We start from the raw sequence: 25,216 nt of genomic DNA on the forward strand, positions 1-25,216 counted from the left end.
TTCCGCAAGGAGCGCCGGCGCGATGCTTTAGGGGCTTTGCTACCGCAAGGACGCAAAGCACCGGCACACCGCGAGGCCTGGCGTGGCGGTTACCGGCCCCGGCGATGCCCGCGTCCGCGAACCGATCCGTCGATGGCCTGCGGCCCTCGAATGGAGCAAGACATGTCTCGGTATCGCTTATTCACTCCCCTGGCTTTTCTGTTTGCGATGGCCTGTGGTTCGGCCGCCAGCACCACCCTCGTCGCCCAAGCGAGCGATGCGCCACCGGCACCTGCTGCGACGGCTGCTGCCTCCGGCGTCTATTACGAAATCTTCGTGCGCGCCTGGTACGACACCAACGGCGATGGCATCGGCGATCTCAATGGCGTCACCGCCAGGCTCGATTACCTGAAGTCGCTGGGCATCAGCGGCATCTGGCTGATGCCGATCAACAACTCGCCCAGCTATCACGGCTACGACATCACCGATTACTACGGCATCAATCCGCAGTACGGCAGCATGCAGGACTTCCAGCATCTGCTCGATGAGGCGCACAAGCGCGGCATCGCCGTGACCATGGACATGGTGATCAACCACACCAGCCAGCAGCATCCCTGGTTCCTAGCCGCTCGCGATCCGGCCGATCCACATCACGCTTGGTATACCTGGGCCGACTCGCATGCAGATCTCCAGGCGCTGAGCACGGCTTCCGACCGGAAGATCTGGCACCCGCTAGGTGGTACGCACTACCTTGGCGACTTCGGGGGAGGCATGCCGGATCTCAACTACGACAACCCCGCTGTACGCGCCGAGATGATCAAGGTGGGACGCTACTGGATCGCCAAGGGCGTCGATGGTTTTCGCCTGGACGCCGCCAAGCACATCTACGACGATTTCAAGGCGCGCACGCACGATCCGGAGATCGTCGCCAAGAATGTGGCGTGGTGGTCCGAGTTTCACCAAGGGCTCGCCTCGATCAACCCGAAGGTGACCCTGGTCGGCGAAGTCATGGCGGAGTCGCCCAAACAATTGGCGCCGTATCTGAAGCCGCTTGGCTCGATCTTCGACTTTCCATTGGCCGAGCAGTTGATCCTCAGCGCCAAAAGCGAGCGCGTCGGCAAGCTCGATCAGCTGCTGGAAGACACTTATGCCGCTTATCGCGGTGCTGGGGACGCGCCGTTTATCGATTCCACCTTCCTCTCCAATCACGACCAGGAACGCGTGATGAGTCGCCTCGACGGCGATGGCCAGCGCATGCGCATGGCCGCGGCGATGCTGCTGACGTTGCCAGGCCGGCCGTATATCTACTACGGCGAAGAGCTGGGCATGGAAGGGCGCAAGCCTGACGAGAACCTGCGCGAGCCGATGCGCTGGCAGCGCCAGGCCGGAGCGGGCGAATCGCGTTGGAAGCCATCGAGCGTCAATCAGGGCGAAGCGGTTTCGGTGCAGGCCGAGCAGGACGATCCCGCTTCGCTGCTCAATTTCTACCGCATGTTGATCAGTTGGCGTAGCCAGGTCGGCGCGCTGCGCGATGGCGACTTGCAGATGCAGGTTACCGGCAATCCGCGTTTGCTCGCCTATTGGCGTCAGGACGGCACGCAGCGCGTCCTGGTCGTGCATAACCTGTCTGGCCAGGCTGCCAGCTGGAAACCGGCTGGCCAAACCCTGCCCAAGGACGCCAGCGTGCTGCTGAAGAGCAAGCCCGAGGTTGCTCTGGAAGGTCAGACCTTGAAGCTCCCCGCCTATAGCACCGTGGTGCTGCACTGATGCGCGCACGCCTGCTTGCTCTGGCCCTGCTCGCCGCCATCGCCGGTACACCGGCGATAGGCGCCGAAAGTGATGCTGCGGTGACGACGGATCATCTTTCCCTTGCGTTGCCGCACGGCAAGCTGGAGTTGCGTCTGCTCGCGCCGGGCATCGTGCAGCTGCGCGTGGCCGGTGCAGATACGGCACCGGCCACGCCGGTGATCGATCCGCAGGCCAGTTTCGCCGCGATGACGGCGACGCTGGAACAGCAGGGCGACGAGCAGGTGTTGCGCTCGGATCAGTTGACCTTAAGTTGGAATCCTCGCCGCGCCGAGTTGCGCATGGAGGATCACCACGGTCGCCTGTTGCTGACGGCGGATCTTGCGCATGCCGCCGAAGGCCGCTGGTCGCTGCGCCACGCCAAGGGCGATCCGCAATACGGCATCGGCGGCCTCAACGCCTTCGATGCGGCGACCGGTGATTTGCTGCGCCAGGGCAAGCAGGTCGCGACGGCCGGCAATCAAGGCCACACCGGCGCGCCGTTGGTATGGAGCACGGCTGGCTACGGCGTGCTCGCCGACGCCGAGCCGGCCCGCTTCGACCTGTCGCCCACGACGATAGGCATTCGTGCGGAGCACGCACCCGTGCGCACGCTCTATCTGCTGGCCGGCCCGCCGGCAGCACTCTTCGCCGGAGTGCGCCAGCTGAGCGGTGCCGCGCCGATGTTCCCGAAGTGGGCGATGGGCTTCACCAACAGCCAGTGGGGCATCGACCAGAAGGAGGCGCTGGCGCTGGTGGACACTTACCGCGCCAAGCACATACCCATCGACAATTTCACTTTCGACTTCGACTGGAAGGCCTGGGCCGAGGACAACGGCGAGTTTCGCTGGAACACCGACAAGTTCCCCGACGGTCCAGACGGCAGCTTGAAGCAGGCCATGGATCGTCGCGGCATGCACATGACCGGCATCATGAAGCCGCGCGTGCACGTGGACACGATCGAAGGTCGCGAGGCGACCGAGCACGGCTACTGGCTGGCCCAATCAAAGCCCGCGCCGGACTACTTCTCGCACAAGACCGTGCGCGATATCGATTTCGACAACCCGGCGGCGCGCGCCTGGTTCTTCAACGACGCGCTCAAGCATTCCTACGACACCGGCATCGTCGGCTGGTGGAACGACGAAGCGGACGATAGCGGCGTCGACACCCAGTTTCTCAACATGCAGCGCGCGCTGTATGAGGGCCAGCGTGCCCACAGTGACCAGCGCGTGTGGTCGGTCAATCGCAACTTCTACCTCGGTTCGCAACGCTATGCCTATGGCGTTTGGTCGGGCGATATCCAGAGCGGCTTCGCCAGCATGGCGTCGCAGCGCCAGCGCATGCTGGCGGCGTTCGACGTCGGCGCGATGCATTGGGGCATGGATGGTGGCGGCTTCAAGGCGCCGCGCCCCACGGACGAGAACTACGCGCGCTGGATCGAGTTTGGCGCGTTCACGCCGATGTTCCGCGTGCATGGCGATTTTGGCCAGAAGCGCCAGCCATGGGTCTATGGCCCGGTGGCCGAGAAAGCGGCAACGGCAGCGATCCGCCTGCGCTATGCGCTGATCCCGTATATCTACGCCTACGAATACCAGAACCACGTACACGGGGTGGGCCTGGTGCGGCCACTGCAGTTTGACTATCCCAACGACGCCGCGCAGCGCGATCGCATCGATGCCTGGATGTTCGGCCAGTACCTGCTGGTGTCGCCGATCGTGGAGCAGGGCCAGACCCGCAAGCAGCTCGCCTTGCCCCAGGGGCGCTGGATCGGCTACGCGGATGGCAAAGTCTACGAAGGCGGCAAGGACATCACGCTGCCCGTCGATGCGACGGGCTGGAGCGATATCCCGTTGTTCATTCGCGAAGGCGCAATCATCCCGCAACAAGCGCCGATGGACTACGTCGACCAGAAGCCGGTGACCACGCTTGACGTCAACGTGTTCCCTGCCGAAGAGCAGACGCACTTCGACTACTACGACGATGACGGCAACACCTACGGCTACGAGAAAGGCGACTACTTCCTGCAGCCGCTCTCGGTCCAGCACCAGGATGGCGTGGTGACGTTCGACACCGGCGCTCCCTCGGGCAGCTACCGGCCGGCGTTGCGACACTACGTTCTTGCGTTTCACGGCGACGTGGCAGGCGCCGTGAACAATGGCGGGCAGGCCTTGCCCAGGTTCGATAGTGTGGAAGCCTTGCGTGATGCCCCCGGCGAAGGCTGGGCGCGCGGGAAGGATCGCTACGGGGAAGTCACCTATGTGAAGATCACGGCGGGCGCTGACCGCCATGTGCAACTCACTTCAATAGCGAACCATCCATGAGCCTGCGCAAGACCTCCCGGTTGGCCCAGCGCACCGCATCGGCGTTTGCCTGCGGCGCGCTGCTGTGCGCCAGCCTCGCCCATGCAGAAGCCGCCACACCCAGCGATACCCATAACAGTGTGAGCTGGCAGGGCAAGACAGCGAACATGAGTGCGGTGGCCGATGGCAGCTTCCTGCTGCGCTCACCGCAGGGCGAGCGACGTATCCCTGCCCAGAAGCTCGCCGTGCATACCGCCAGCCCGTTGTTCGACGGGCTGTTTGCGATGGCGCAGGACGATTTGCGCCGGGATTCGGTGGCGGCGATCCGTGACAGCGCCTTCGACCACGGTGAGTCGATCGCCTGCGATTGCTTCGAGACGGGTGAGAAGTGGCATTACGTGTGGACGCGCGACCTGTCCTACGCCGTGGATCTTGCCTTGTGGCGCATCGATCCGGCGCGTTCGCGGCAGTCGTTGCGCTTCAAGCTGTCCGAAGTGCGTGAGCCGTCCATGCCCCAGGGGCTTTACGTGATGCAGGACACCGGGTCCGGCGGCAGCTGGCCGATCAGTACCGACCGTGTGGTGTGGTTCCTGGGCGCGCGGCATCTGCTGGACGACCCTGCTTTTGCCGATGAAACCTGGCGCGCGCTTACCGATACGCTGGCGCAGGACCGCCTGTATGTCTTCGACGAGCAGGTGGGCCTGTATCGCGGCGAGACCTCGTTTCTGGACTGGCGCGAGCAGAGCTACCCCGATGGGACCGCGAAGGACGTCCGCTTCATCGCCGAGTCCTATGCGTTGTCCACCAATGCGCTGCATTACCAGGCGCTGCAGCTGGCAGCCAGCTTGGCCGAGCAGCGCCACGATGTCCTGGCGTCGCAGTATCGCGCCCGGGCCGACGCGCTGAAACGCGCCATCAATGCGCATTTCTGGCGTGCCGATCGCGGCATGTATATGAGTTACGTCGGCGCCGGGGCAATGCCGATCGAGGCCTATGATCTGCTCGGCCTGTCGCTGGCGATCACCAGTGGCGTGGCCGACCCGAAGCGCGCACGACAGGCGCTGGCCAACTATCCGGCCTGGTCATCGGGCAGTCCGGTGATCTGGCCGGAGCGCGCCGACCAGCCGATTTACCACAACCGGGCCATCTGGCCGTTCGTCAGTGCGTATGCGCTGCGCGCCGCGCGCAGCGTCAACGACGCACCGCGCATCGCCCATGAAATGGATTCTTTACTGCGCGGTTCGGCGTTGTCGGCATCGAATATGGAAAACTTCGAACTGGCCACCCAGTCCGTGCACGTCGAAGACGGCGCACTGAGTGGTCCAGTCGTCGATTCGCCGCGCCAGTTGTGGTCGGTGGCCGCTTATCTCGACATGGTCATCGGCGGGGTGTTCGGTGTGGGCGACGATGGCAGCGTCGCGCCGAAGCTGCCGGTGTCGTGGCTGCCGCAGCTGTTCGGAGACAAGCAGACGATCAGTCTCGACCTGGCGGGTCGACGCATCACCCTGACGCGCCCGGAAACGCTGCATGGCGATCTGCTGGTCGCCAAATCGCAGCGCCATGACGGCGACGAAACCGTGGTGGAATTGACGGCGATCGCATCGGGGGCGGCTCCGCTGCGCATGGATGCACCCATGTTCGCACCGGCAACGCCAGCCGCTCCGATGGTGGTCGATACGCCCGAGGGCTGGCAACTGGCTGTCGCCGACAAGGCGGTGCTGTACGTCGACGGTCGGCGTTATGGCGAGGTGGTCGGCAAGACCACGTTGCCCCCGCGTGCATCGATGCAGTGTTTCCAGGTCACCACCATCGGCAAGGATGGATGGGAGTCGCTGCCGAGTGCGGAAACCTGCAAGGGCACGGAGTTCCATATCGACAGTGCCTGGCCGCGGCAATGGAAGGCAACGACCAGCGGCAAGTTCCGCGTCTCGCTGGCGTATACCAATGACCATGGCCCGATCAATACGGGAATCACCGCCGGGGTGAAGCTGCTGGACGTACGATGCGACGGGGCCGCACCACAGCGCTTCCCGTTGGTGCTGCCACATAGCGATGGCGTGCAACGGTCCACGTCCGCCACGTTCACGGCGAGTGCCGGCGCGCTGTGCCGTTTCCGCCTCGATCAGGGATTCAATATGAGTTTTCTGCGCCAAAACGCTCACTACACCGGCGGGCAGGGCGGGGCCGACGGTCCGGTGAACGATGCTGCCGTCGATGGATTACTGATCGCACCCGTAGCTAGCGGAAACCTGACGCCATGAAGCGCAAGCCCGAGTTGTCGTTCTGGCAGATCTGGAACATGTGCTTCGGTTTTCTTGGCATCCAGTTCGGCTTTGCGCTGCAGAACGCGAATGTCAGTCGCATCTTCCAGACGTTGGGCGCGGATGTGGCCGATATCCCCGTGCTGTGGATCGCCGCGCCGCTCACTGGCCTGATCGTACAGCCGATCGTCGGGCACCTGTCCGATCGCACCTGGACCCGGCTGGGTCGTCGGCGCCCGTATTTCCTGATCGGTGCCGTGCTCTCCACGCTGGCCCTGCTGGTCATGCCCAACTCGCCGGCGCTGTGGGTGGCGGCCGGCCTGCTGTGGATCCTGGATGCGACCATCAATATCTCGATGGAGCCTTTCCGTGCCTTCGTGGGCGACCAGTTGCCGCCTCGGCAGCGACCGCTCGGCTATGCCATGCAGAGCTTCTTTATCGGCGTGGGCTCGGTGATCGCCTCGCTGCTGCCGTGGCTGCTCGCCAAGCTCGGCATCAGCAATGTGGCAGGCACAGGCGGCATTCCGGATACGGTGAAGTACGCTTTCTATCTCGGCGGCGCGGTGCTGTTGGTGTCGGTGCTATGGACGGTGCTTTCCACGCGCGAATATCCGCCGGAGCAGTTGGAGTCGTTCGCCGACAACGCAGTGGAAACGCATGCCACCGACGTATCCACTGCCTGGCGCGTCGGCCTGGTGTTGCTGGGCATCGGTGTGCTGTTGCTGGCGGCGATTCGTTTCTACGCGCTGGAGAAAGAGCTCTATCTGCTCGCCGGCGGATTCACCGCGTTCGGCCTCCTGTTCGCCTGGCTCTCGGCCACGCGCAGCCAGGGCATGCTGCGGCAGGTGACGGGCGACCTGTATGGCATGCCCGCATCGATGCGCCGCCTGGCCTGGGTGCAGTTTTTCTCCTGGTTCGCCCTGTTCGCGCTGTGGATCTACACCACGGCCGCGGTCACCGCCACGCACTACGGCACCACCGATACGCATTCAGCGGCTTACAACGAGGGTGCCAATTGGGTCGGCGTGCTGTTCGCCGCGTACAACGGCTTCGCGGCCGTGGCTGCCATCGCCATTCCCTGGATGGTGCGCCACTGGGGCCTGCGCATGAGCCATCTGGTGAACCTGTGGCTTGGCGGCGCGGGCCTGCTTTCGTTCCTGCTGATTCGCGACCCGCACTGGCTCTTGCTGTCGATGGTGGGCGTGGGCTTCGCCTGGGCCTCCATCCTGTCGTTGCCGTATGCACTGCTGTCGGACAACCTGCCCGCCGCGAAGATGGGCGTGTATATGGGCATCTTCAATTTCTTCATCGTGATACCGCAGCTGCTGGCAGCCAGCGTCTTGGGCATGCTGCTGCGACTGTTCTTCCACGGGCAGCCCATCTGGGCGCTGGCCATGGGCGGCGCCAGCCTGATGATTGCCGGTCTGTGCACGCTACGGGTGAGTGAGCCGGCCCTCGAACTTTCCGCCGCCACCAGCACAGGACGCCATTGACGCCATGCGCATTCGTTCATCCATCCCGGTCGCCTTAGGCCTCTCGCTCGCCGTGCTCGGTAGCCGAGCTGCGTCTGCCGACAACGTGCCGCGGGATTTCTACGGCACCGATGTGCCCTTCGCCTCCAACGCGATCTACTTCGTGATGACGGACCGTTTCGTCAACGGCGATCCTTCCAACGATCACCGCGACCAGGGCGGCGCGCATCACACTTTCGACATTTCCATCCAGGGTCCGAACGGTGAGACCGACAACATCGGTTATCTGGGGGGAGACTTCAGAGGCATCCTGGACAACGCCGGCTATATCCGCGGCATGGGCTTCGGTGCGGTGTGGATTACGCCGATCGTGCAGAATCCGGATGAGGCCTTTACCGGTGGCGATCCGGTGAACTGGGGCGCCTCGCTCGCTGACCGCGGCAAGGCCGGTTATCACGGCTATTGGGGCGTGAACTTCTACAAGCTTGATGTCCACCTGCCCAGCAAGGACCTCGACTTCGCCCAGTTCACGCAGAAGATGCGCGCGCAGGGGCTTAAGACCGTGCTCGACATCGTCGCCAACCATGGCTCACCGTCGTTCAGCATGCCGGTGGCGCAGCCCATGTTTGGGCAGATCGTCGATAAGGACGGCAAGCTGATAGCCGACCACCAGAACCTGGCGCCAGCGGATCTGGATCCGGTGCGCAATCCACTGCATCGGTTCTATCACGCATACGACGACCTGGCGCAGCTGTCCAACAACAACGACGAAAATCCGGCGGTGCTGGATTATTTCGTCGGCGCCTATCTGCAATGGGCGGACCAGGGCGCGGATGCGTTCCGCATCGACACCATCAGTCATATGCCGACCGCGTTCTGGAAGCAGTTTGCTACGCGCATCCGTGCGAGGCATCCCGGCTTCTTCATGTTTGGCGAGGCGTTCGACTACAACCCTGACAACATCGGCCAGTACACCTGGCCACGTAACGGTGGCATCAGTGTGCTGGATTTTCCGCTGCGCCAGCGCGTGGCCGAAGTGTTCGAGCACCCGCACAGTGATTACGCACGCGTCGCCGAGCGGCTGTACCTGCGCAATGGCCCGTATGCGAATCCGTACGAGGTGGTGACGTTCTACGACAACCACGACATGGCGCGCCTCAACGCCACGGACGATGGTTTCATCGACGCGCACAACTGGCTGTTCACTGCGCGCGGCATTCCGGCCGTCTATTACGGTTCGGAAGTAGGCTTCATGCGCGGGCGCGCCGAGCACCAGGGCAATCGCAACTATTTCGGTCAGGAGCGCATCGATGCAGCGCCGAAGAGCCGCATCTATCAGCAACTGGTGCGCATTTCCCAGCTACGCGCCCGCACCCCGGCATTGCAGAAGGGCTTGATGCTGCCGCTGCAGTTCAAGGGCGACCAGGCAGCGTTCTATCGCGTCTACCAGAAGGGCGGTCAGCATCAGATCGCCCTGGTGCTGCTCAACAAGGGTGATGCAGCCGCCTCGTTTGATATCACGGACTACGTGCAGCCAGGTACATGGAAAGCCGCTTTGGGCGGCGGCAACGTCAGGGTGGCAGACGGTGGCGCGCTGCACGCCACGGTGGGCGCGCATGATGTGCAGGTCTTCCTGCTGGATGCCGTGGCCACGCGCGCGGACTTCGTCGCCGAGCTCACCCGGCTGATGAATGAAAAGGGGCATCCTGGCGCTTGATCGCGCTATAGAGTGCGCTCCTACACGAGCGTGCCCCCGTAGGAACGCACCCTGTGCGCGATCGAGCGTCAGCGAGCCCGCAAACTAGAACGGCGCACGATCAACCGCGCTGGCAGCATGGCGCTCTCCGCCGGTTCGCCGCGGATCAGCCGCAGCAAGTTGTCGACCAGGATCTCGCCCGCCTGCTTGGTGTCCTGCAACACCGTGGTCAGTGGCGGATTGACGAAGCTGGCCATGGTGATGTCGTCGAAGCCGGCCAGCGCCACATCGTCCGGCACCTTCAGCCCGTGATCGGCGAGCGCGCGCAGGGCGCCGATGGCGATCAGGTCGCTGGCGGCGAACACGGCATCGAAACTGACGCCGCGCGTGAGCAGCTTTTCGAGCGCGTCGTAGCCGGAGCGCTCGGTGCTTTCGGCATTCACCTGGAGCAGGGGCTCGGCTTCCAGTCCGGCATCGCTCAGCGCCCGCACGTGGCCGCGGTAGCGGTCAAAAAATTCCGGGTAATGGCTTGAGGCGTCACCGAGAAACGCAATGCGTCGGCAGCCTTGTTCGATGAGGTGGGTGGTCACGGCGCGGCCACCGCTGACGTTGTCGCAACCCACCGACACATCCGGCTGGTCGTGCAGCACGGCGCCCCAGCGCACGCAGCACGTGCCCTGGTCCACCAGTTTCTGCAGCTTGTCGCGGGTGGCGAGATAGTCGCCGTAACCGAGCAGGATGATGCCGTCGGCCTTCTTGCTGTCCGCATAGTCCGCATGCCAGTCGCGCGAAAACTGCTGGAACGAGATCAGCAGGTCGTAGCCGCGCTGCGCACTGGCGCGCGTGATCGAGCCCAGCATGGAAAGAAAGAACGGGTTGATATGCGAATCATCCGCCGTCGGATCCTCGAACAGCAGCAACGCCAACGTGCCGGTGTGCTTGGCACGCAGGCCGGAGGCGTTCTTGTCGACCTTGTAATTGAGCTCGTCCACCGCCGCCTGGATGCGTCGGCGCGTTTCCTCGTTCACCAGCGGGCTGCCGCGCAGCGCACGCGACACCGTTGACTGCGAGACACCAGCCAGGTGGGCAATATCGAACGAGGTGACTTTTCCCTTGATCTGCACGCGGCCGTAACCCTTAAGGCGATGCCGGCCGAGCTCCCTGTGGCCAGACGAGTTGTTCGCGGCATCCTAGCTGCTTTAGGTCGTTCTCGCGCGCCGCGTGGCGAGATTGAACCGCCGCTTGGCCGAGGCGAAAAAAAGCCCCGAGGATTAGGGGGGAATCCTCGGGGCCGGGGGTGGAAGCGAAACCCAGGGGAGAGGTTCGCTTACCGGTTGGCTCATCCAGGGAGGTGGTCTGAGCCGGTGGACGCCGTTGCGTGCATCCGAGTACTAAGAACGCGCCACGCGGCAAAAGTTGCACTCACCAGGACAGTTTTAGTTAGCGACGATTCATTTGACGAAAATCAAACACTTCGCCGCTGCCCTCGTCGCAGCGCAACTGGGACGACGGTGAAACTCAGTGCGCCTCGTCCCAGTTGGCACCCACGCCAGCTTCCACCAGTAGCGGCACGGCAAGTTCCGCCGCACCCGACATGCGCTCGATGACACCAGTGCGAACCTCCGCCACCGCTTCCTTGCGCACTTCGAAGACCAGTTCGTCGTGCACCTGCATCAGCATGTGGGCATCGTCGCGTTCCCGCAGCCAGGCGTGTACGGCCAGCATGGCGCGTTTGATGATGTCGGCAGCGGTGCCTTGCATCGGGGCGTTGACGGCGGCGCGCTCGGCACCGGCGCGCAGGGCCTGGTTGCGCGAGGTGAGGTTTTCCAGGTACAGCCGGCGACCGAACAGGGTCTGCACATAACCGTCGCGGTGCGCCTGCTCGCGGGTGGCGTCCATGAAGGCGCGCACACCCGGATAGCGCGAGAAGTAGCGCGCCATGTAGTCGCTCGCTTCGCCCCGGTCAACACCGAGCTGGCGGGCCAGGCCGAACGCGCTCATGCCATACATCAGGCCGAAGTTGATGGCCTTGGCGGCGCGGCGCTGGTTGGCGGAGACTCCTTCAGGCGTGAGCCCGAACACTTCCGCGGCGGTGGCGCGATGCACGTCGCCGCCTTCATGGAAGGCCTTGAGCAGCCCCTCGTCGCCGGAGAGGTGGGCCATGATGCGCAGCTCGATTTGCGAATAATCCGCTGCCAGCACCACCCAGCCTTCCGGTGCCACGAACGCCTGGCGGATGCGCCGGCCTTCTTCGGTGCGCACCGGGATGTTCTGCAGGTTGGGATCGGACGAGGAAATACGGCCCGTCGCCACCGCACCCTGGTGATAACTGGTATGCACGCGGCCCGTGCGCGGATTGACCATCTCGGCCAGTTTGTCGGTGTAGGTCGAGCGCAGCTTGGCCAGGCCGCGGTAATCGAGGATCAGGCGCGGCAGCGGGTGGTCATCGGCGATGGCGTCCAGCGCTTCCTCGTTCGTCGACGGCTGGCCGGTGGGCGTCTTCAGCTTGGCGCGCAGGCCGAGTTCGTCGAACAGGATGGCCTGCAGCTGCTTGGGCGAGTCGAGATTGAACTCGCGGCCGGCATTCTTCCAGGCTTCCCGCTGCAGTTCGAGCATGCGCTTGCCCAGTTGCTGGCTTTGCTTGCGCAGCTCGTTCACGTCGATCAGCACACCGCGCTGTTCCATCGCGGCCAGCACGGGCACCAGCGGGATCTCGATGTCCTCGTAGACCGCGCGCAGGGCAGGGATGCTTTCCAGTTTTGGCCACAGCGCGTGATGCAGGCGCAGGGTGACGTCGGCATCCTCGGCGGCATAGCGGCAGGCCGTATCCAGGTCGACCTGGGAGAACGAGATCTGCTTGGCGCCCTTGCCGGCCACCTGCTCGTACTTGATGGTCTCGTAGCCCAGGTACTTGCGCGCCAGCGAATCCATGTCGTGCCGCGTGGCGGTGGCGTTCCAGATATAGGACTCCAGCATGGAGTCGTGCTTGAGCCCCTGCACGGCGATGCCGTAGTGCGACAGGATGTTGATGTCATATTTCGCGTGCTGGCCCAGCTTAGGCCGGCTGGGGTCTTCGAAGAACGGCTTCAGTGCGGCCAGCACCTGATCGCGCGGCAGCTGCGCCGGTGCGCCCGGGTAATCGTGGGTGAGCGGCACGTAGCAGGCGTGTCCCGGCTCCACCGACAGGCTGAGGCCGACGATATCGGCCTGCATGGCGTCGATCGAGGTGGTCTCGGTGTCGAACGCGATCAGCGGTGCGGTGGCGATCTTCGCTAGCCAGCTGTCGAACTGAGCTTGTGTAGTCACCAGTTCGTACTGGCCTTCCATCGCCAGATTCGATTCGGTCGGCTGCTGTTGTAGCAGCGCACCCTGTGCGCGATGCTCTTCGGTGGCGCCCGTCGTGGCTGGATCGTGCACAGGGTGCGCTCCTACAACAACAGGGGCGGCGGCCTCGCCGTCCAGCTCCTTCAACGCCGCCTTGAACTCGTAGCGCGTGAACAGCTCGCGCAGCGGCTCCAGGTGGCGTTCGTGCAGGGCGAGATCGGTCACCGCAACGTCCAGCGGCACATCGGTCTTGATCGTTACCAGTTCGCGCGACAGCGGCAATTGCGGCAGCGCCGCGCGCAGGCTCTCGCCGATCTTGCCGCCGATCTTGTCCGCGTTGGCGATGACCTGGTCCAGCGTGCCGTATTCCGCCAGCCATTTGGCCGCCGTTTTCGGACCGCACTTGGGCACGCCTGGCACGTTGTCGACGGTATCGCCGGTAAGCGAGAGGAAGTCGACGATCTGTGTCGGCGCCACGCCGAATTTGTCCATCACGCCCGCGCTATCGGTGGTCGTGTTGGTCATGGTGTTGACCAGGGTGACACCGGGTCGTACGAGCTGGGCGAGATCCTTGTCGCCGGTGGAGATTTCCACCTCGATGCCCTGCGCATGCGCCTGCTCGGTCAAAGTGCCGATCACGTCATCCGCTTCCACGCCGCTGACCCGCAGGATCGGGAAGCCAAGCGCACCGACGATCGCGAGCATGGGGTCGACCTGCGCGCGCAGATCATCCGGCATCGGTGGGCGATTGGCCTTGTACTGGTCGTAGAGCTCGTTGCGGAAAGTAGGCCCCGGCGCATCGCTGACGAAGGCGACGTGCTCGGGCCTGGCCTTCAGCGTCGCGCGCAGCATGTTGACCACGCCGAACAGCGCACCGGTGGGCTCGCCCTGCGAGTTGGTCAGCGGGGGCAGCGCGTGGAAGGCGCGATAGAGGTACGACGAACCGTCGATAAGAATGAGCTTGGCCATGCCGGGAATTGTCGCATGCGAGGGGAGTGGCGACCTGGCAACCCTGCTACCCATGCGCCACCGCCCAGTTCCCGTTTGCGGTTCACGAGGCGCATCACTACGCGCTGCTATGCTTTGATTTCATCAGGAGGCCGTCATCATGAAACCTGTCGCGTTGCTTATTGTTCTTGGCGTCGCTGTCGCATCCCAGGCGCTCGCCCAGACCGCAGGCTTCCCGCCCGCACCGCCGCCGCCGGGCATGAATGATCCGGGCGTGAAGGCCGTGGCACCGCCGGCACCGGCACCCACAGCACAGCCCGCCCAGTCGGCCCAACAAGCGCAGGCCGCCCAGCAGCAGGCCGCGACGAACAGCGCGCCGGCCCGCCAGGGTCAGCCTGCCCTGCCGGCCATGCAGGAACCCCGCGATGCCACGGGCCAGGCGCCGCCGCAGGTCACCGTACGCAAGCAGGGCGACGATACCGTGCAGGAGTACCGCCGCAGTGGCCAGCTCTACATGGTGGTGGTGACGCCGAAGAACGGCATCACGCAAACCTATATGGTCGACCAGAAGGGCGCCTGGACCAATGCGGGCGGCGAGCCGGTGAAGCCGGTGATGTACAAGGTGCTGGAGTGGGGCAAGGGCAAGTCCGCCGAGGATCAGGAGAACGGCGGCCAATGAGCCGCCTGGCGATCGACGGACGCTGGTTCATGACGCATCGCGCGATGGACCGGTCGTGAACCCGCGCGAGAGTTGGCTGCTGTTCGCCCTGGGTTCGGCGTTCTTCGCCGCGTTGACGGCGCTGTTCGGCAAGCTGGGCGTGGCAGGGATCAATTCGAATCTCGCCACCTTCATCCGCACCATCGTGATCCTGCTGGTAACCGCCGGCATCCTCAGCCTACGTAGCGAATGGGCCCGCCCCACCGGGCTGCCGACCAGCAGCTGGGTCTTCCTGGTTCTCTCGGGCATCGCCACCGGCTTGTCCTGGCTGTGCTACTACCGGGCGCTGCAGTTGGGGCCGGTGAGCAAGGTGGCCCCCATCGACAAGCTCAGCGTGGCCATTGCCATCGTGCTGGGCGTACTTCTGCTTGGCGAGCAGGTGAGTTGGTCGCTGGTGATCGGTGGCGGCCTGATCGTCGCGGGCGCCATCGTCATCGCGGTGTTTTGATCCGGCTTTGCTACGCGTCGTCCAACTCCGGATAGTGGCGGAAGATGCCATCCTCGTTGAACGGTAGGCGTCGCGGCGAGGCGAGATAAGCGGCAAGCCGGGGTCTGGCGGCGACACGCTCGCCCAGTGAACGCAGACGTGACGTGTGTCGACGAAGTCGCTTCATCGCGAGGGGAAAGGCGTAGTCCAGCCCCGCCATCAGCTGGAACAGCGATAGATCCACATAGGAGTGGTTTCGGCCCACGGCATGGTGTCCATCGCCGCGTTCCAGCACCTGTTCGAAGTAGTCGAGGAATTTCGCCAGCCGCTGCGTGCGGAAAGCTTCCGCCCGCTTGCGCGCTTCCATTCGCTGGTCCTCGAAATACTGATCCACCGCGATCGGATGATGCGTGTCGTGCACCTCCATCAGCATGTCGGCGATGGTGAGCTGCAACTGCAGCGCAAAGCACTTGCTGGCAACCGAGGTGGGTACCAGGTCGTGACGAGGCGCAAGAAAGGCGAGGATGTTCGGTGTCTGCGCAAGCACCAGCTTGCCTGCGCGCAGGAAGGGCGCAGCGAAGGGCAGCGCACCCGCTTGCTCGCCACCTAGAAACGTCATCATGACGCCATCGCCCTGGTCGCGCGCCACATCGACATAAGTAGCTCCGGCATCTTCCAATGCCAGGCGCACGAACTCGCCGCGACCCTGGATGCCCGTCCAGTAGAACAGTTCGTAACGCATTGCCTGGCCCGATGGTGGCGGAACGCTCAGGCTAGCGTTGGTCGATTCAAGGCTGCGTGAGCGTCACCCGGCAGGCGTTGCCGGCCACGCGGCAGCGAGTGCGCGCAGGCGTTCCCATACCAGCGCAGCGAGCGGCGACAGCGAGCGCTGGCGCCGCTTCAGCAGCACGACATTGCGGTGTTCCGTCGGCGTCAGTGGGCGCGTGACCAGGCTGTCGGGTGCGGGCGACAACGCTGGGCTGACACTGATGCCGAGTCCCGCCTCCACCATGCGAAACGCCGTGAGCGTATGGCCCGTCTGCTGCACGATATCGACCTCGATCCCACGACTCGCCAATGCGTGATCGATCAGTCGACGGCTGCCGGAGGAATAGTCGAGCAACACCAGGCGTTGTCCACGCAGCTTGCGCCACGGTACACGTTCCAGCTGGGCGAGCGGATGGTCGGGGCGGCATACCAGCACGAAGGGGTCGCGCAGGATCAGCTCGCTGTCGAATTCACCGCTGGCGGGTGGCTCGATAGCGAGACCGAAATCCACCTCACCGCCGCGCACGCTGTCCAGCACCATCGTTTGCGCCTCATCGTGCAGCTGGATGACGAGGTCGGGATAACGCCTGCTGCAGTCGGCGATGCATTGGGGCATCAGGCCGGCCGACAGTGTGGGTACGGATGCCACGTGCACTTTGCCGTGCCGCCGCTCGCTTTCGGAGTGGACATGGCTGAGGACACCTTCAAGCTCGTCCAGTACGCGGCCTATCGCGCTCTCCAGATAGCGTCCCGTATCCGTCAGCACCACTTCCCGGGTGTTCCGGTCGAACAGCTTCAAGCCGAGCTCCGCCTCCAGTTCGGCCACATGCCGGCTCACGGCTGGCTGGCTCAGGTGCAAGCTCTCCGCTGCGCGCCGGAAATGCTGCTGCTGGGCCACAGCGAGGAATACACGAAGCTGACGCAGAGTGATATTCATAACGGGATGATATCAATGAATCCGATAATACGAATTGATTAATGAATTCCGCGGCGCTCAAATAACCGCCTCCGCCAAATCCGACTTCTGGTCATGTCACTGAGTCGCATCCTTCCCGATCGCTTCACTTGCGCATTGGTCGTCACGGTCACCTTGGCCAGCCTGTTGCCTTGTCGTGGCCACGTGGCCAGTGCGTTCGACGTCCTTACCAACCTGGCCATCGCGCTGCTGTTCTTCCTGCATGGCGCCAAGCTGTCGCGTGAGGCCGTGGTGGCCGGCATGACCCACTGGCGTCTGCACCTCACGGTGCTGGCCAGCACCTTCGTGCTGTTTCCGCTGCTTGGCCTGCTGTTGCGTCCGGTCCTCTCGCCACTGGTGACGCCGGCGCTCTACATGGGCGTGCTGTTCCTGTGCACGCTGCCCTCCACCGTGCAGTCGTCCATCGCTTTCACTTCGATGGCGCGCGGCAATATCCCGGCCGCCATCTGCGCCGCCTCGGCTTCCAGCCTGCTTGGCATCTTCATCACGCCGCTGCTGGTGGGCGTGATGCTGGAGTCGCACGGGCAGGGCGGCATGAGTTGGGACGCCATAGGCGGCATCGTGCTGCAGTTGCTGGTGCCCTTCGTCGCCGGCCAGGTGGCGCAGCGCTGGATCGGCACGTGGGTAAGCCGCAATCGTGCATTGCTCGCTTACGTGGATCAGGGTTCGATTCTGCTGGTGGTGTACACGGCGTTCAGTGCGGCAGTGCTGCAAGGCCTTTGGAAGCAGATGCCGTTGCCGGTGCTCGGTGGCTTGTTGGTCGTCAACGCGGTGTTGCTAGCGATTGCGCTGCTGGTGACGCGTTATGGCGCACGCGCGCTGGGCTTTGATCGCGAGGACGAGATTACCATCGTGTTCTGCGGCTCCAAGAAGAGCCTGGCCAGTGGCGTGCCGATGGCGAAGGTGCTGTTCGCGGGTCATCCGCTGGGCGCGATCGTGTTGCCGATCATGCTGTTCCACCAGATCCAGCTGATGACTTGCGCGGTGCTGGCGCGGCGCTATGCGGAGCGGTTGCGGAAGGTGGAGCTTGAGGTGGATGGGGCGACACAGGCCTGAGCTCCCGGCGGCTCTCGCTAGCCGAATGCGATCCTACAACGGAGGCTCTGCTTCTGACTCCTGGTTCTCTTGCGCGGTGGTGAGCGCGAGCACCCGCCCCTCACCCCAACCCTCTCCCCGAAGAAGAGAGAGTCAAAGGCGTCGGTAAATCGCCGACGAGAAGGACCCACTCGCCCATCAATGACGGAAGTGGCGAATCCCGGTGAACACCATTGCCATATCGTGCTCATCCGCCGCGGCAATCACTTCAGCATCACGCATCGAGCCGCCCGGCTGGATGACCGCACGGATACCCGCGGCAGCGGCGGCATCGATGCCGTCGCGGAACGGGAAGAACGCATCGGAGGCCATCACCGAACCGCGCACTTCCAGCTTCTCGTCGGCCGCCTTGATGCCGGCGATCTTCGCGCTGTAGACGCGGCTCATCTGGCCGGCGCCGATGCCGATGGTCTGGCGGTCGCGGGCGTAGACGATGGCATTGCTCTTGACGTACTTGGCCACCTTCCAGGCGAAGATCAGGTCGTCGATCTCGGTCGGAGTCGGTGCGCGCTTGGTGACGATCTTGAGATCCTCGGCGCCGACCATGGCCCGGTCGGCCGTCTGGATCAGCAGGCCGGAACCGACGCGGCGCGAATCATGGCCGGGGTGCGGCTTGGTCAGGTCGCCATCGGCCGGCGGCGGAATTTCCAGCACGCGCACGTTGGCTTTCTTGCCGAACACCTTGAGCGCTTCGTCCTCATAGTCGGGGGCGAGCACCACTTCCACGAACTGGCGCTCGACGATGGCGCGTGCCGTGGCGGCGTCCACCGCGCGGTTGAACGCGATGATGCCGCCGAACGCGGACGTAGGATCGGTCTGGTAGGCGAGATCGTAGGCGCGGCCGATGCCTTCCAGGCTCACCGCAACACCGCACGGATTGGCGTGCTTGACGATCACGCAGGCCGGCTTGGTGAAGCTGCGCACGCATTCCCACGCGGCATCGGAGTCGGCGATGTTATTGAACGACAGTTCCTTGCCCTGCAACTGGCGGAACGTCGCCAGCGTGCCAGGGTGTGGATACATGTCGCGGTAGAACGCGGCCTGCTGATGCGGGTTCTCGCCATAGCGCAAGTCCATCATCTTCACGAAGCGGCCATTGGCCTGGGCCGGGAAGGCGTCGTGGCCGGCAATGGCGTCGTAGCCATCGTTGAGTTGCAGCGCGGACAGGTAGTCGCTGATCGCGCCGTCATAATTCGACACGCGATTGAACGCGGCGACGGCGAGCTTGAAGCGCGTGGCGCGGGTGAGGCCGCCCTGTGCCTCGATTTCCGCGAGCGCGTCCTCGTACTGGTCGGGCGAGGTCAGCACGCCGACGTCGTTCCAGTTCTTGGCGGCCGAACGCAGCATCGCCGGGCCGCCAATATCGATGTTCTCGATCGCGTCTTCCAGCGTGCAATCGGGCTTGGCCACCGTCTGCTCGAACGGATAGAGGTTGAGTACGAGCAGGTCGATCGGTGCGATGCCGAGCTCGCTCATCACGGCGTCGTCCGTGCCGCGACGGCCGAGCAGGCCGCCATGCACTTTCGGGTGCAGGGTCTTGACGCGACCGTCCATGATCTCCGGGAAACCGGTGACGTCGCTGACGTCCTTGACCGGGATGCCGGCGTCGCGCAGCGCCTTGGCGCTACCGCCGGTGGAAAGCAGCTCGACGCCGGCCTGGTGCAGCCGCTGACCCAGCGCAATCAGTCCAGTCTTGTCCGATACGCTGAGCAGCGCACGGCGGATGGGGGTAACGGCAGGGGCAGACATGGCGGCTTCCAGAGCAGGAGAGCCGAGCATTATAGCGGGCTGGGGCCTTGCCGGCGGAAAGCACGGCTTTGACCGGGATGGATGGCTAAATGACGGGAGCTGCGGCGCTTGCCAGCCCTGAACGCGATAGGCGCGTCGGGCTGAGGCCCGATGGTTACACCAGGCTTACAGCAGGCCGTGGGCGGCCAGCTTCTTGCGCAGCGTGGCGCGATTGATACCGAGCACGGCAGCAGCGCGGCTCTGGTTGCCGTCGTGCCAGGCCAGGACTTCGCGCAGGAGGGGGCCTTCGACTTCGCGAATCACGAGCGCGTGCAGACCCTCGTCGCATTCAGTATCGCCGATGTCAGCGAGATAGCGGCGGACGGTGCGACTGACGCATTCGCTCAATGCGCTCTGCGACGAAGTCTCCTTAGGGGACTCGCTGGCAGGCAGTCTGACGGCGTTCACTGGCATTTCCCCTCACGTTCTAATGCGGCGGCTGCGTTGGCCGCTGCAATTGTTGTATGGCAATACCGCGGGCGGCGGCTCGCATGGAACGCCGGGTGCAGCACAAGACGAAGGGGCGAGTTTACCCGTGTGTGCCGATAAATTTAAGTCCCTTGCATCGAACAAACGGTGAGGCTTGGTGACATCGGGATTTGTCCTATGGACAAATGAGGGGGCGCTTCGTCGGGTTGTGTGCTAGGCCCGGTTTGCGCGCAATGATGCGAGGCCGGTGTTGCCAGCACGGCTTGTTGCCACAAGGAGTTGGACGGCTATTCGAAGCCGAATTCGAACGCCACGGCCTTGCCGTCGGGATCTTCCACTTCAAGCACGATGGCCGTGCTGCCGCCTGGCGGCAGTCCGCGTTGTAGCGTGGCCATGTCACCAAGATATTCGGCGGCACGCAAGCGGCGCATGGCAAGGCGCTTGCCATTGACGTCGGACAGGGTGATGGCCACCGCGGGATAGGGTTGGGCAAACGTGGCGTCGTTGCGCAGACTGGCGGTAATCAACAGGGCGCCAGGTACCGAAGGGTGCGCCTGGACGTCGCGGGCGAGCAGGCTCAGCTGCGAGGTGTCCTGCACCAGGGGCAGCTGGCATCCCATGCTGGTGCAGGCTTGCCGCAGCATCCCCCCGATGGACGGGTCGCTGATCAATACGTCACGCTTGGCCCAGGCGATTTGTGCGCCGAGAGCCGATAACAGCAGGACGCAGGCGGTTACCCACGGCCAGCGCCGCCCGCTGCGTTCCTTGCCGCGCGCGAAGCGCGGTGCAAGGACGAGTTTGCTGAAGACCTCGACATCGTCGCGCGCTTCGACCTTGGCTTCGGCAATGGCGGGCGTTTCGGCGCGCGGGCGATAAATCGCCAGATCCAGCCGTGGTGACGTCGCCTGCGTGCGGGGTGACAAATGCTCGAAGGGTTCGGGCGGCAACTGGTCGCTGAGGCTGACCAGTGCATCGAATTCCGTCTGGCAATGACCGCACACGACTAAGCCTCGCGCCTGCGCAAGCGTTTCCGTGTTCAGCGAGAACACGGTCAGGCATTCGGGACATTGGGCGTACATGCAGGCCGCTCTATCGAACTATGGCAAGCCTAGTGCAGCTGCGGCCACAAATCATCCGCGCTGAAGTGGAGATCGTGACCCGTCTCTCAACTGCGATGTCGGCCGCTCCTGCGCATCCTGCGCCCGCAGCACTAGCGCGTCCGTGCGCGTCGACCGCTGATGCGTACCCAATCTTCCTGGGTGTCGACGCGCAGCTCGTCGAACCACTCGGCGTAGCGCTGCAGCAGTTCGTCCTCCTGGCCCTTGAGGATGCCGGAGATGGCGAATGGGGCGCCGGGCTTGGCGGCCTTGGCGAAGGTGGGCGCCAACTCGCCCAGCGGGCCGGCGAGGATGTTGGCGATGAACACGTCGGCAGGCTCGGCGTCGACATCTTCCGGCAGGAACAGCGCGAGCCGTTCAGCCACCTGGTTGCGCTCGGCATTGTCGGCAGAGGCCGTGAGTGCCTGCGGATCATTGTCCACGCCGATGGCGCTGGCGGCACCCAGCTTGAGCGCGGCGATGGCGAGAATGCCTGAGCCGCAGCCGAAGTCGGTCACAGTCTTGCCGGCGAGCTCGAGGCTATCGAGCCAGGCCAGGCACAGCGCCGTGGTCGGGTGCGTGCCACTCCCGAAGGCCAGGCCCGGATCCAGGCGCACCACGACGATGTCTTCATCCACCGGCGGCTCGATGTTCCACGGATAGATCCACAGCCGGCGGCCGAACGCCATCGGCTTGAACTGGTCCATCCAGGCGCGCTCCCAGTCCTGGTCGGCGACGTCGCGAAACTGCATGTGGTCGGGTTCCAGCCATGGCAGCAGTTCGCTCAATGCCTCGCTCAGGCCGCGCCGGTCCGTTTCCGCTTCGAACAAGGCATTGAGCGTGATCGTCGGCCATAGCGGCAGTTCGCCCACGCCCGGCTCGAAGATGGCCTGCTCGTCAGGCGTCTCGGCATCCGCGTCCTGCAGCGTGATGGACAGCGCGCCGATATCGTCCAGCGCCTCCTCCACGCGAGGTTGCTGTTCGGCACGGACGGTGAGCGAGAGTTCAAGCCAGGGCATGGGCACAAAGTCCTACGGAAAGTACGCATTGTCGCCGATGTAGCAGCGACCGGGAGGGGTGTGTCGCCTGACTCCAGGCAGGCCATGTAGGAGCGCAACCTGTGCGCGACAAGCCGGCAGGATTGCCGCTTTGCACAGCGCCAGCTGCGCGCAGGGCGAGGGCCAAGGATGGCCCGAGTCAAAAGCCTACGTAGCGGTGACGCCGTGATCGCGCACAGGGTGCGCTCCTACAGGGGCGGCGCCGGCATGCCCAGAAAGGCGTCGTGGCGGCGGTAGTAGTCCAGCGCCTTGGCGAAGTCGCTCACGCCTGACGCGGGTTCGCGCCGCCGCTGTACGAACAACACTTCGGCGAAATCAGCCGCCTCGAGGAAATGCTGCAGGTGATGCGTGGCAGCGAAGGCGGGCATGGCCTCGCCGTTATCGTCGATCAGCGAGTCGTCCTCGTCCGCCACCTGCGAAAGGTAGACGCGGCACGCGGCATCGGTGATCTCGCCACGGAGATACACCCACGCGTAACGATCCCAGCCATCGCCGTCGTCAAAGGCGTCGGTGATGGCCGCGATGGCCTCGTGCAGGGTCACTAGCATGATGTTCGGCGTGGTCTGGCGGGTCGCTGTTGCGGCCCGCCATTATCGCTCAAGCAGCGGTCGATCAATGTCCGCCAGCGGCCTTTTCTTTCTGCTCGGCCATGCGCTTTTCCAGGTAGTGGATGTTCTGTCCACCCTGCTGGAAACCGACGTCGGCCATGATGCGCTGCTGCAGCGGGATATTGCACTTGACGCCTTCGATCACCGTCTCGGCCAGCGCCAGGCGCATACGCGCGATGGCGGTCTCGCGATCCGGGCCGTGCACGATCAGCTTGCCGATCATCGAATCGTAGTTCGGCGGAATGCGATAGCCGTCGTACAGATGCGTGTCCACGCGCACGCCCGGGCCACCCGGCGCCTCGAAGCGCTTCACCGTGCCAGGCGAGGGCAGGAAGGAATCCGGATCTTCGGCGTTGATACGGCACTCGATCGCATGGCCGTGGATCTGGATGTCTTCCTGGCGAATCGTGAGCTTCTCGCCACCGGCGATCAGCAACTGCTCGCGCACCAGGTCGATGCCGGTGATCAGCTCGGTCACCGGATGCTCCACCTGGATACGGGTGTTCATCTCGATGAAGTAGAAGTGGCCATCCTCGAACAGGAACTCGAACGTGCCGGCGCCGCGGTAGCCGATGCGCAGGCAGGCTTCCACGCACACCTTGCCGATCTGCTCGCGCAGCGCCGGCGTGATGCCAGGCGCGGGAGCTTCTTCCACCACCTTCTGGTGGCGGCGCTGCATGGAGCAGTCGCGCTCGCCGAGGTGGATGGCGTTGCCCTGGCCGTCGGCCAGCACCTGGATCTCGATGTGGCGCGGGTTCTCGAGGAACTTCTCCATGTACACCTGATCGTTGCCGAAGGCCGCCTTGGCCTCCTGCTTGGTCATGGTGATGGCGTTGCCCAGATGCGCCTCGGTGCGCACCACGCGCATGCCGCGACCGCCGCCGCCGCCGGAGGCCTTGATGATCACCGGATAGCCGATCTCGCGTGCGATGCGGACGTTTTCGTCGACGTTGTCGCCGAGCGGACCACCCGAGCCGGGCACGCACGGCACGCCGGCGGCCTTCATGGCGCGGATCGCCTCGACTTTGTCGCCCATCAGGCGGATCACCTCAGCGGTCGGGCCGATGAAGATGAAGCCGCTCTGCTCCACTTGTTCGGCGAAGTCGGCGCGCTCGGAGAGGAAGCCGTAACCCGGGTGGATGGCCTGGGCGTCAGTGATCTCCGCCGCGGCGATGATGCGCGGGATATTGAGGTAGCTGTCGGTCGAGGGGCCGGGGCCGATGCAGACCGACTCGTCGGCCAGGCCGACGTGCTTCAGGTTGCGGTCCACGGTGGAGTGCACGGCCACGGTCTTGATGCCAAGACTGTGGCAGGCGCGCAACACGCGCAGGGCAATTTCGCCGCGGTTGGCGATGACGACTTTTTCGAGCTTCATGTCAGGCGATCACGAACATGGGTTCGTCGAATTCCACCGGCTGGCCGTTCTCGACCAGAATGGCCTGTACGGTGCCGGAAACCTCGGCTTCGATCTGGTTGAACATCTTCATCGCCTCGATGATGCCGATCGTCTCGCCGGCCTTCACCTGCTGGCCGATCTTGACGAATGCCGGTGCACCCGGGGTGGCGGACGCATAGAAGGTGCCGACCATCGGCGCCTTGATGACGTGGCCTGCCGGCAGCGCGGCGACCGCCGGTGCGGCATCGGCCACCGGTGCGGCGGGCGGGGCGGCAACGGGCGCAGCGGCCATCACCGGCGCCGGAGCGACGGTCACGGTGCCCTTGGGCACGCGCGACAGGCGGACGACTTCTTCGCCTTCCTTGATCTCAAGTTCCGCGAGGTTTGATTCCTCAAGCAGGTCGATGAGCTTCTTGATCTTGCGCAGGTCCATTGTTCAAACCTTTTCGTAGGTGCCGCCAGGGGCGGCCGGATGTGGAATGGGTGGTGGCCGTGAATCAGGCGGCGGTGGATGCCGCAGCCCGATCGAGCCGATGCAGGGCGGCATCCAATGCCAGCCGGTAGCTGTCCGCGCCGAAGCCGCAGATCACGCCAACGGCGATGTCCGAGAGATACGAGTGCTGGCGGAAGGACTCGCGCGCATGCACGTTGGACAGGTGCAACTCGATGAAGGGGATCGACACCCCCGCCAGCGCATCGCGCAGGGCGATGCTGGTATGGGTGAAGGCGCCTGGGTTGATCAGGATGATCGCCGTGCCATCCAGGCGAGCCTGATGGATGCGGTCGATCAAGCCATGCTCGGCGTTGGACTGGAGCGAAACCAGGGTATGGCCGGCAGCCTGCGCGCGCGATGCCAGCAAGGCGTCGATATCGGCCAAGGTCTCGCGGCCGTAGATCTCCGGCTCGCGCACGCCCAGCAAATTGAGATTGGGTCCGTGCAGGACCAGGATCTTCGCCACACCCACACCTTGAGCTCGAACCGGCTGGGCCGGCTTCCGGCGCGGAGTGTGCGCGTAGTGGCCAATGTTGTCCAGTTCGGCGCTGTTCGGCGATGTTTGAAGGAGAAGTTAACGTTAAGCCGTGCGCGGACG

20 protein-coding genes are annotated in these 25,216 nt (G+C 64.4%); 8 read left to right on the forward strand and 12 right to left on the reverse strand.

Annotated elements, in window-relative coordinates; translation table 11 throughout:
• Positions 1–162: 162 nt before the first annotated feature.
• The 5 genes from ACT01B_RS01945 to ACT01B_RS01965 are packed head-to-tail and all read left to right on the forward strand — an operon-like array spanning position 163 to position 9,514.
• Positions 163–1,746, forward strand: a complete 1,584-nt coding sequence (locus tag ACT01B_RS01945) for an alpha-amylase family glycosyl hydrolase (RefSeq protein ID WP_445145718.1) — start codon at positions 163–165, stop codon at positions 1,744–1,746.
• Complete coding sequence (locus ACT01B_RS01950) at positions 1,746–4,085, forward strand: glycoside hydrolase family 31 protein (RefSeq protein ID WP_445145719.1); 2,340 nt, start codon at positions 1,746–1,748, stop codon at positions 4,083–4,085. The genes ACT01B_RS01945 and ACT01B_RS01950 overlap by 1 nt, the downstream gene beginning before the upstream one ends.
• The gene (locus ACT01B_RS01955) at positions 4,082–6,325 is read left to right on the forward strand and encodes an MGH1-like glycoside hydrolase domain-containing protein (RefSeq protein ID WP_445145720.1); all 2,244 of its coding nucleotides are present in this window, start codon (positions 4,082–4,084) and stop codon (positions 6,323–6,325) included. Before ACT01B_RS01950 ends, ACT01B_RS01955 begins: the two co-directional genes overlap by 4 nt.
• Entirely contained in the window at positions 6,322–7,818 is a 1,497-nt protein-coding gene (locus tag ACT01B_RS01960; protein ID WP_445145721.1) for an MFS transporter, read from the forward strand. The genes ACT01B_RS01955 and ACT01B_RS01960 overlap by 4 nt, the downstream gene beginning before the upstream one ends.
• Before the next feature lie 4 nt (positions 7,819–7,822).
• Positions 7,823–9,514: an alpha-amylase family glycosyl hydrolase gene (locus ACT01B_RS01965; RefSeq protein WP_445145722.1), complete on the forward strand. Its 1,692-nt coding sequence runs from the start codon at positions 7,823–7,825 to the stop codon at positions 9,512–9,514.
• Between the two features lie 68 nt (positions 9,515–9,582).
• On the opposite strand, the gene ACT01B_RS01970 is transcribed toward ACT01B_RS01965, so the two are convergent.
• Together ACT01B_RS01970 and polA are read right to left on the reverse strand one after the other, a co-directional pair.
• Complete coding sequence (locus ACT01B_RS01970) at positions 9,583–10,611, reverse strand: LacI family DNA-binding transcriptional regulator (protein WP_445147406.1); 1,029 nt, start codon at positions 10,609–10,611, stop codon at positions 9,583–9,585.
• A gap of 400 nt (positions 10,612–11,011) precedes the next feature.
• Positions 11,012–13,786 carry a DNA polymerase I gene (polA, locus tag ACT01B_RS01975; RefSeq protein ID WP_445145723.1) on the reverse strand — a complete coding sequence of 925 codons (2,775 nt, stop codon included), beginning with the start codon at positions 13,784–13,786 and terminating at the stop codon, positions 11,012–11,014.
• A gap of 139 nt (positions 13,787–13,925) precedes the next feature.
• Here polA and ACT01B_RS01980 point away from each other — a divergent pair, with 139 nt between their 5' ends.
• Complete coding sequence (locus ACT01B_RS01980) at positions 13,926–14,444, forward strand: DUF2782 domain-containing protein (RefSeq protein ID WP_445145724.1); 519 nt, start codon at positions 13,926–13,928, stop codon at positions 14,442–14,444.
• 55 nt (positions 14,445–14,499) lie between these two features.
• Positions 14,500–14,931, forward strand: coding sequence for an EamA family transporter (locus ACT01B_RS01985; protein ID WP_445145725.1), 432 nt, complete (start codon positions 14,500–14,502; stop codon positions 14,929–14,931).
• 10 nt (positions 14,932–14,941) lie between these two features.
• Here the strand turns inward: ACT01B_RS01985 and ACT01B_RS01990 are convergent, their stop codons facing one another.
• Together ACT01B_RS01990 and ACT01B_RS01995 are read right to left on the reverse strand one after the other, a co-directional pair.
• Positions 14,942–15,652 (reverse strand): glutathione S-transferase, encoded by a 711-nt coding sequence (locus ACT01B_RS01990; protein WP_445145726.1) that lies wholly within the window; start codon positions 15,650–15,652, stop codon positions 14,942–14,944.
• A 63-nt stretch (positions 15,653–15,715) separates the two neighbouring features.
• The gene (locus ACT01B_RS01995) at positions 15,716–16,615 is read right to left on the reverse strand and encodes a LysR family transcriptional regulator (RefSeq protein WP_445145727.1); all 900 of its coding nucleotides are present in this window, start codon (positions 16,613–16,615) and stop codon (positions 15,716–15,718) included.
• A 93-nt stretch (positions 16,616–16,708) separates the two neighbouring features.
• Here ACT01B_RS01995 and ACT01B_RS02000 point away from each other — a divergent pair, with 93 nt between their 5' ends.
• A complete protein-coding gene (locus tag ACT01B_RS02000) occupies positions 16,709–17,710 on the forward strand; it encodes a bile acid:sodium symporter family protein (RefSeq protein ID WP_445145728.1) in 1,002 nt (333 codons plus the stop codon).
• A 177-nt stretch (positions 17,711–17,887) separates the two neighbouring features.
• On the opposite strand, the gene purH is transcribed toward ACT01B_RS02000, so the two are convergent.
• From purH to aroQ, 8 genes are all read right to left on the reverse strand, one after another.
• A complete protein-coding gene (purH, locus tag ACT01B_RS02005) occupies positions 17,888–19,498 on the reverse strand; it encodes a bifunctional phosphoribosylaminoimidazolecarboxamide formyltransferase/IMP cyclohydrolase (protein WP_445145729.1) in 1,611 nt (536 codons plus the stop codon).
• A 165-nt stretch (positions 19,499–19,663) separates the two neighbouring features.
• The gene (locus ACT01B_RS02010; protein ID WP_046970233.1) at positions 19,664–19,951 is read right to left on the reverse strand and encodes a helix-turn-helix domain-containing protein; all 288 of its coding nucleotides are present in this window, start codon (positions 19,949–19,951) and stop codon (positions 19,664–19,666) included.
• Between the two features lie 302 nt (positions 19,952–20,253).
• Positions 20,254–21,045, reverse strand: a complete 792-nt coding sequence (locus ACT01B_RS02015) for a zinc-ribbon and DUF3426 domain-containing protein (RefSeq protein WP_445145730.1) — start codon at positions 21,043–21,045, stop codon at positions 20,254–20,256.
• Positions 21,046–21,176: 131 nt separating this feature from the next.
• Positions 21,177–22,082, reverse strand: coding sequence for a 50S ribosomal protein L11 methyltransferase (gene prmA, locus ACT01B_RS02020; protein ID WP_445145731.1), 906 nt, complete (start codon positions 22,080–22,082; stop codon positions 21,177–21,179).
• A 227-nt stretch (positions 22,083–22,309) separates the two neighbouring features.
• Positions 22,310–22,669 carry a DUF7716 domain-containing protein gene (locus ACT01B_RS02025; RefSeq protein ID WP_445145732.1) on the reverse strand — a complete coding sequence of 120 codons (360 nt, stop codon included), beginning with the start codon at positions 22,667–22,669 and terminating at the stop codon, positions 22,310–22,312.
• Between the two features lie 64 nt (positions 22,670–22,733).
• Positions 22,734–24,104 (reverse strand): acetyl-CoA carboxylase biotin carboxylase subunit, encoded by a 1,371-nt coding sequence (gene accC, locus ACT01B_RS02030; protein ID WP_445145733.1) that lies wholly within the window; start codon positions 24,102–24,104, stop codon positions 22,734–22,736.
• Between the two features lies 1 nt (position 24,105).
• The gene (gene accB, locus ACT01B_RS02035) at positions 24,106–24,558 is read right to left on the reverse strand and encodes an acetyl-CoA carboxylase biotin carboxyl carrier protein (RefSeq protein WP_445145734.1); all 453 of its coding nucleotides are present in this window, start codon (positions 24,556–24,558) and stop codon (positions 24,106–24,108) included.
• Positions 24,559–24,622: 64 nt separating this feature from the next.
• Positions 24,623–25,084 (reverse strand): type II 3-dehydroquinate dehydratase, encoded by a 462-nt coding sequence (gene aroQ / locus ACT01B_RS02040; protein ID WP_445145735.1) that lies wholly within the window; start codon positions 25,082–25,084, stop codon positions 24,623–24,625.
• Between the last annotated feature and the right edge of the window lie 132 nt (positions 25,085–25,216).

The organism is Dyella sp. Tek66A03 (assembly GCF_052567735.1).

Bases quoted from the DNA above. Each gene is read 5' to 3' on its own strand.
- ACT01B_RS01945 (WP_445145718.1), top strand. From the start codon at position 163: ATGTCTCGGTATCGCTTATTCACTCCCCTGGCTTTTCTGTTTGCGATG.
- ACT01B_RS01950 (WP_445145719.1), top strand. From the start codon at position 1,746: ATGCGCGCACGCCTGCTTGCTCTGGCCCTGCTCGCCGCCATCGCCGGT.
- ACT01B_RS01955 (WP_445145720.1), top strand. From the start codon at position 4,082: ATGAGCCTGCGCAAGACCTCCCGGTTGGCCCAGCGCACCGCATCGGCG.
- ACT01B_RS01960 (WP_445145721.1), top strand. From the start codon at position 6,322: ATGAAGCGCAAGCCCGAGTTGTCGTTCTGGCAGATCTGGAACATGTGC.
- ACT01B_RS01965 (WP_445145722.1), top strand. From the start codon at position 7,823: ATGCGCATTCGTTCATCCATCCCGGTCGCCTTAGGCCTCTCGCTCGCC.
- polA (WP_445145723.1), bottom strand. From the start codon at position 13,786: ATGGCCAAGCTCATTCTTATCGACGGTTCGTCGTACCTCTATCGCGCC.
- ACT01B_RS01980 (WP_445145724.1), top strand. From the start codon at position 13,926: ATGAAACCTGTCGCGTTGCTTATTGTTCTTGGCGTCGCTGTCGCATCC.
- ACT01B_RS01990 (WP_445145726.1), bottom strand. From the start codon at position 15,652: ATGCGTTACGAACTGTTCTACTGGACGGGCATCCAGGGTCGCGGCGAG.
- ACT01B_RS01995 (WP_445145727.1), bottom strand. From the start codon at position 16,615: ATGAATATCACTCTGCGTCAGCTTCGTGTATTCCTCGCTGTGGCCCAG.
- ACT01B_RS02000 (WP_445145728.1), top strand. From the start codon at position 16,709: ATGTCACTGAGTCGCATCCTTCCCGATCGCTTCACTTGCGCATTGGTC.
- purH (WP_445145729.1), bottom strand. From the start codon at position 19,498: ATGTCTGCCCCTGCCGTTACCCCCATCCGCCGTGCGCTGCTCAGCGTA.
- ACT01B_RS02010 (WP_046970233.1), bottom strand. From the start codon at position 19,951: ATGCCAGTGAACGCCGTCAGACTGCCTGCCAGCGAGTCCCCTAAGGAG.
- ACT01B_RS02015 (WP_445145730.1), bottom strand. From the start codon at position 21,045: ATGTACGCCCAATGTCCCGAATGCCTGACCGTGTTCTCGCTGAACACG.
- prmA (WP_445145731.1), bottom strand. From the start codon at position 22,082: ATGCCCTGGCTTGAACTCTCGCTCACCGTCCGTGCCGAACAGCAACCT.
- ACT01B_RS02025 (WP_445145732.1), bottom strand. From the start codon at position 22,669: ATGCTAGTGACCCTGCACGAGGCCATCGCGGCCATCACCGACGCCTTT.
- accC (WP_445145733.1), bottom strand. From the start codon at position 24,104: ATGAAGCTCGAAAAAGTCGTCATCGCCAACCGCGGCGAAATTGCCCTG.
- accB (WP_445145734.1), bottom strand. From the start codon at position 24,558: ATGGACCTGCGCAAGATCAAGAAGCTCATCGACCTGCTTGAGGAATCA.